The organism is Streptomyces sp. NPDC052012, from assembly GCF_040689265.1.
Taxonomy (GTDB): domain Bacteria; phylum Actinomycetota; class Actinomycetes; order Streptomycetales; family Streptomycetaceae; genus Streptomyces.
The window spans coordinates 1-5,606 of the sequence record NZ_JBFAXA010000050.1 but is presented as its reverse complement, the minus strand read 5'-3'; the positions used below and the strand labels follow the sequence as shown (position 1 = coordinate 5,606).

At 71.6% G+C, this 5,606-nt stretch carries 5 protein-coding genes and 1 pseudogene; 2 read left to right on the top strand and 4 right to left on the bottom strand.

Going from position 1 to position 5,606, the window contains the following annotated elements; genetic code table 11:
• Positions 1 to 345 precede the first annotated feature (345 nt).
• Positions 346 to 1,014 carry a helix-turn-helix domain-containing protein gene (locus tag AB0412_RS35690; protein ID WP_366406787.1) on the top strand — a complete coding sequence of 223 codons (669 nt, stop codon included), beginning with the start codon at positions 346 to 348 and terminating at the stop codon, positions 1,012 to 1,014.
• On the opposite strand, the gene AB0412_RS35685 is transcribed toward AB0412_RS35690, so the two are convergent.
• The 4 genes from AB0412_RS35685 to AB0412_RS35670 form a co-directional block, all read right to left on the bottom strand.
• Entirely contained in the window at positions 971 to 1,294 is a 324-nt protein-coding gene (locus AB0412_RS35685) for a multidrug efflux SMR transporter (RefSeq protein WP_086600180.1), read from the bottom strand. The two genes, AB0412_RS35690 and AB0412_RS35685, sit on opposite strands and share 44 nt — an antisense overlap.
• A 110-nt stretch (positions 1,295 to 1,404) precedes the next feature.
• Positions 1,405 to 2,415: a ribosome small subunit-dependent GTPase A gene (gene rsgA / locus AB0412_RS35680; RefSeq protein ID WP_366406786.1), complete on the bottom strand. Its 1,011-nt coding sequence runs from the start codon at positions 2,413 to 2,415 to the stop codon at positions 1,405 to 1,407.
• Positions 2,416 to 2,424: 9 nt separating this feature from the next.
• Positions 2,425 to 3,741: a 3-phosphoshikimate 1-carboxyvinyltransferase gene (gene aroA / locus AB0412_RS35675; protein ID WP_366406785.1), complete on the bottom strand. Its 1,317-nt coding sequence runs from the start codon at positions 3,739 to 3,741 to the stop codon at positions 2,425 to 2,427.
• Positions 3,742 to 3,852: 111 nt separating this feature from the next.
• A complete protein-coding gene (locus tag AB0412_RS35670; RefSeq protein ID WP_366406788.1) occupies positions 3,853 to 4,575 on the bottom strand; it encodes a M50 family metallopeptidase in 723 nt (240 codons plus the stop codon).
• A 207-nt stretch (positions 4,576 to 4,782) separates the two neighbouring features.
• Here AB0412_RS35670 and AB0412_RS35665 point away from each other — a divergent pair.
• A pseudogene (locus AB0412_RS35665) lies at positions 4,783 to 5,606 on the top strand (Fe-S oxidoreductase); the annotation flags it as partial.

Sequence of the window (5,606 nt, the reverse complement as noted above, 5' to 3'; positions counted from 1 at the left end):
GGGAGTCGGGCGGCGACCACACCGACGCCCTGCTGGGGGGCCTGGCCCCCTGAGACACGGGCGAGGGCCCGCCACACACGGGGCGGGCCTCGCCCGCAGCGGCTGGCGCGTCCGCGCCTCGCACCTTTTGAGGGACCGATTTCGCGCCAGACCGAGGACGGACACCACCGCCCCGGCCCCGACTCACCCACCGGCATCAGGCGCTACGCCCGCCCCCACCGGAGTCGCACTGGCGCCGCAGGCATGGCCACGCGCACCCCCACCGCACCTGCGCGCACCCTTGACAGTGCCTACCGGCGCGTCAACTCTGAAGCGCAGGGTCGTGAGCTCGCCCCGAGGGAGGCGATGATGCCTGCAGCGCGGGAATCTCTGCTGGACGCCGCTTACACCGCCCTGGCACGCCGGCCGTGGTCCGCCGTGCGCATGGTGGACGTGGCCGCCGCGGCCGGAGTCTCCCGGCAGACCCTCTACAACGAGTTCGGCAGCAAGGACGGCCTCGCCCGCGCCCTCGTCCGCCGGGAAGCCGACGCCTACCTCGCCGGTGTCGACCGCGCCCTCACCGCCCACACCGATCCCCACGACCGCCTCACGGCCACCGCCGAGTGGACCACCGAGACCGCCCGCAGCAACGCCCTCGTCCGCGCCATGCTCACCGGCTGCTGGAGCGAGCGCCTGCCCACCCCGACCCTCGCGCGCGTCCCGTCCAGCTCCGCCGTCCCGGCTCAGCGCCGCGCCGACGGCCCCCTGCCGTCCCCCACCGACTTCGTCGCCCTCGTCCGCGACCGCGCCATGATCGCCCTGTCCGGCCCCGCCCCCGGGGCCGGCGGCACACCCGGCGCCCCCCGGACCGACGCCGCCGACCTCGCCCGCGCCTGCGAGCTCACCATCCGGCTGGCGCTCTCCTGCATCGCCGCCCCGCCCCCCGACGGCACCGTCACCGACCTGCTGCGCAGCGCCCTGCGCCTGAACGTCAGTGCGCCGACCCCGACAGCTGCAACCCGATCACCCCGATGATCACCAGCGAGATCGACACGATCTTCAGCGTCGACACCAGGTCCCCGAGGAACACCATCCCGTAGATCGCCGTCCCGGCCGCCCCGATGCCCGTCCACACCGCGTACGCCGGACCCACGTCCAGCTTCTTCAGCGCCAGGGTCAGCAGACCGAAGCTGCCCAGCGCGAACACGCAGAACGCGATCGTCGGCCACAGCCGTGTGAAGCCGTGGGACAGCTTCAGACACACAGCGAATCCGGTCTCGAGCAACCCGGCCACGATGACCAGCAGCCACGCCATGTGTCGTCCTCCCGTACGCCCGCGAAGGGCTCCGCCCACCTCAGGCACGAACTCCGGCTCGGTGCGATTATGCACTTACCAGGCGCACGTCAGGACAAACAACGCGAAGCTCAGTCGCCTTCCGTCCGCTCCCGCGTCGACAGCAGCCGCCGCAGCGAGTACAGCCGCGCGGGATCGGCGTGCCCCTCCTCCACCCAGGCGTCCAGGGCGCAGTCCGGCTCGTCATGACTGCACGCCCGCGGACAGCCCTCGGTCCCCGGCTCCAGATCCGGGAACGCGTGGATGACCCGCGACGGATCGACGTGCGCCAGCCCGAACGACCGCACCCCGGGAGTGTCGATCACCCACCCCTCCGCCCCGGCCAGCGGCAGCGCCAGCGCGGACGTGGTCGTGTGCCGCCCCCGCCCGGTCACCGCGTTGACATGCCCGGTCGTACGCCGCCGTTCCTCCGGCACCAGCGCGTTGACCAGCGTCGTCTTGCCGACGCCCGAGTGCCCCACGAACGCGGTGATCCGCCCGTCGAGCTGCTCGCGCACCCGGTCCGCGGCCTCGCCGCTCTCCAGCTCCTCACGGCTGGTCACCACGTACGGGATGTCGAGATCGCCGTACAGCTCCAGCAGCTTGTCCGCCGGTGCCAGGTCCGACTTCGTCAGCACCAGCAGCGGGGTGAGCCCGCCGTCGAACGCCGCGACGAGGCACCGGTCGATCAGCCGCGGCCTGGGCTCCGGATCGGCGAGCGCCGTGACGATGGCGAGCTGGTCGGCGTTGGCGACGACGACCCGCTCGTAGGGATCGTCGTCGTCGGCGGTGCGCCGCAGCACGGACGTCCGCTCCTCGATGCGCACGATCCGTGCGAGGGTGTCCTTCTTCCCCGACAGATCACCCACGATCGCCACCCGGTCACCGACGACGGCCGCCTTGCGCCCCAGCTCACGGGCCTTCATCGCCATCACGACGCGATCGTCCACGAGGCAGGTCAGCCGGCCCCGGTCGACGGTGAGGACCATGCCCTCCGCGGCGTCCTCGTGCTTGGGGCGGATGTGGGTGCGCGGCCGGTTGCCCTTGCGGTTGGGGCGGGAGCGGATGTCGTCCTCGTCGGTGTGCTTGCCGTAGCGGCGCATGGTGAACCCCTACGCCCCGAGCATCCCGGTCCACAGCTCGGGGAAGTCCGGCAGGGTCTTCGCCGTGGTCGCCACGTTCTCGATCTGCACGCCCTCGACCGCGAGGCCGATGATCGCACCGGCGGTGGCCATGCGGTGGTCCTCGTAGGTGTGGAAGACACCGCCGTGCAGCCGGCGGGGACGGATGTGGAGACCGTCGGCGGTCTCGGTGACGTCGCCGCCGAGCTCGTTGATCTCCTTGGTGAGCGCGGCCAGCCGGTCCGTCTCGTGCAGCCGCAGATGGGCCACGCCCCGCAGGGTCGACGGCGAGTCCGCGAGCGCCGCCACGGCCGCGATACCGGGCGTCAGCTCGCCGACCTCGCCGAGATCGACGTCGATGCCGTGGATCGACCCGGACCCGGTGAACACGAGCCCCGACTCGGTCAGTTCGCAGGAGCCGCCCATCTCGGTGAAGATCTCCCGCAGCCGGTCACCCGGCTGGGTGGTGTGGGCCGGCCAGTCGGGGACGACGACCCGGCCGCCGGTCACCAGCGCCGCCGCCAGGAACGGCTGAGCGTTGGACAGGTCCGGCTCGACGGTGAGGTCCCGGCCGAGCAGCGCGCCCGGGGTGACCCGCCAGACGTTCGGCTCGCCGCCCGACTCGGGGGTGTCGACCTGGGCACCGACCGCGCGCAGCATGTCGACGGTCATCCGGATGTGCGGCATCGACGGGAGCACGGCGCCGGTGTGACGGACCTCGACACCCTGGTTGAAGCGCGGTGCGGACAGCAGCAGGGCGCTGACGAACTGGGACGACGAGGACGCGTCGACCTCCACGGTGCCGCCGTCCAGCGCGCCGCCGCCGTGCACGGTCATCGGCAGGGCGCCGCGGCCGTCGTCGTCGATCCGGGCGCCGAGCCGGCGCAGTGCGTCGATGACGCCGTTCAGGGGACGCTCGTACGAACGGGGGTCGCCGTCGAAGCGGACGGGGCCGTCGGCGAGCGTGGCGACGGGCGGCAGGAACCGCATCACGGTGCCGGCGTTGCCCACGTCGACGGTGGCCGGGCCGCGCAGTCCCGTGGGGAGCACCCGCCAGGCCTCACCGGTGCCGTCGGGGCCGACGCCCTCCTCGATCTCGACGCCCATGGCGCGCAGCGCCCCGGCCATCAGCAGGGTGTCGCGGGAGCGCAGGGGGCGGCGCAGCCAGCCCGGCTCGGAGGCGAGGGCGGCGAGGACCAGGGCACGGTTGGTGACCGACTTGGACCCGGGCACGTGGACCGTCGCGTCGACGGCTCCGCTCGCGTGCGGGGCGGGCCAGAGGGCGGTGTGTGCGGGGTTCGGGGCCATGGGGCCACTTTATAAGGAGGCCGACATTCGGGTGCGGCGCCGTGGGGGCCGGCCGCGCAAACGCGGCGGGGCTCGCATATCGGCGCAGCCCCGCGCCCCTGGGTGAGCCGCTTACAGCCCGAGCAGCCAGCGCCCCCCACCTATCAGCGAGCACAACGACACCGCGTGGAACAGGAAGAACCACAGCGCCGCCGGCACATGCGTCAGCCGCGACAGCTGATCCGCGTCCGAGTCGCCGGCCCCTCCCCGCGCCCGCTTCGCCTGCAGCTCGAACGCCGGGCGCACCCCGCCCAGCAGCAGGAACCACACCACCGCATAGGCGAACGCCGCCTGCACCTGGGGGCCGGTCAGCCAGGACACCGCCACGAACGTCGCGCCGGTCACCAGCACCGTCAGCGCCCCATAGGCGTTGCGGATCATCACCAGCATCGCCACCAGCAGACCGGTCGCCACCCACAGCAGCAGCGTGATCCGCCCCGCCCCCAGCAGGGCCGCGCCGCCGAGGCCGAGCAGTGGGGGAGCGGTGTAGCCCGCCGCCGCGGTGAGGATCATGCCGAGGCCGTGCGGCTTGCCGCGGCTGACGGTCAGGCCGCTGGTGTCCGAGTGGAGGCGTATCCCCGTGAGCGTGCGGCCGGTGAGCAGCGCCACCAGACCGTGCCCGCCCTCGTGGGCGATGGTGATGGCGTTGCGGGACAGCCGCCACAGGGGGTGCGGGACGACGACGGCGAGGGCGGCCACCAGTGTGGCGATCACCACCCACAGGTCGGGGTCCGGCTGGGTGCCGGAGACCTCGTCCCACAGGGAGGCGAGCGAAACGGATGCGGTGCTGACCATGCGTTCCATGTCTTCCCGATGGCTCCCTGTGTGCGGTCGGCGTCCTGAAGTGTTGCACGCGTGTGCGGGCGGTGTCCGAGGCGCCGGGACATCGGCGACGTAGATCACCGCGTATGCGGGTGCCCTGTCGTGGTGGGAGGCGGTAGTCTCGCACGCGCCGCATAAGTTACCGCTTAGTAATCAGGCCCACCGGGACGAGGAGCCCCCATGCAACTCGCCGCGATCGTCGTTTCGCTGACACTTGCCACGGTCGGCATCGCATTGTTCGTGCGCGCTTTCTGGTATTTCTTCCGCTTCTTCCGGTTGGGCGCCCCGCTGCCGGAGAACGCGAACCGCCTGGACGATCCATGGCAGCGCAGCGTGACGCTGGTCAGGGAGTTCCTCGGACACACGCGGATGGCGCAGTGGGGCCTGGTGGGCTTCGCCCACTGGTTCGTCGCCCTGGGCTTCTACACGCTGGTGCTGACGATCCTCAACGCGTTCGGGCAGCTGTTCAAGCCGGACTGGGTGCTGCCGATCGTGGGCGGCTTCCTGCCGTACGAGATGTACATCGAGTTCATCGGCACGGGTACCACGGTCGGCATCGTGATGCTGTTCGTGATCCGGCAGCTCAGCCTGCCGACACGGCCGGGCCGCAAGTCGCGTTTCGCGGGCTCGAACCGCGGCCAGGCGTACTTCGTCGACGCGGTGATCTTCGTCATCGGTATCTCGGTCATGGTGCTGCGCGGCCTGGAGGGCGCCCTGCACCACGCGGAGTTCGGCGCGGAGAACTACGTCTCCTACGGTCTGACGCTGCTCTTCGACGGCATGGACCGGGCGGACCTGGAGAACCTGGTCTACTTCTTCGCGATGCTGAAGCTGGCCGCCTCGTTCATCTGGATGATCACGGTCAGTCTCAAGCTCGACATGAGCGTGGCCTGGCACCGGATACTCGGGTTCCCGAACATCTGGTTCAAGCGGAACGCGGACGGTTCGACCGCGCTGGGTGCGTTGCAGCCGATGACGTCGGGCGGGAAGCCGATCGACTTCAC

Excerpts from the sequence above, each read along its gene's own strand:
- AB0412_RS35685 (WP_086600180.1), bottom strand. The coding sequence starts at position 1,294 with ATGGCGTGGCTGCTGGTCATCGTGGCCGGGTTGCTCGAGACCGGATTC.
- AB0412_RS35670 (WP_366406788.1), bottom strand. The coding sequence starts at position 4,575 with ATGGTCAGCACCGCATCCGTTTCGCTCGCCTCCCTGTGGGACGAGGTC.
- AB0412_RS35690 (WP_366406787.1), top strand. The coding sequence starts at position 346 with ATGATGCCTGCAGCGCGGGAATCTCTGCTGGACGCCGCTTACACCGCC.
- rsgA (WP_366406786.1), bottom strand. The coding sequence starts at position 2,415 with ATGCGCCGCTACGGCAAGCACACCGACGAGGACGACATCCGCTCCCGC.
- aroA (WP_366406785.1), bottom strand. The coding sequence starts at position 3,741 with ATGGCCCCGAACCCCGCACACACCGCCCTCTGGCCCGCCCCGCACGCG.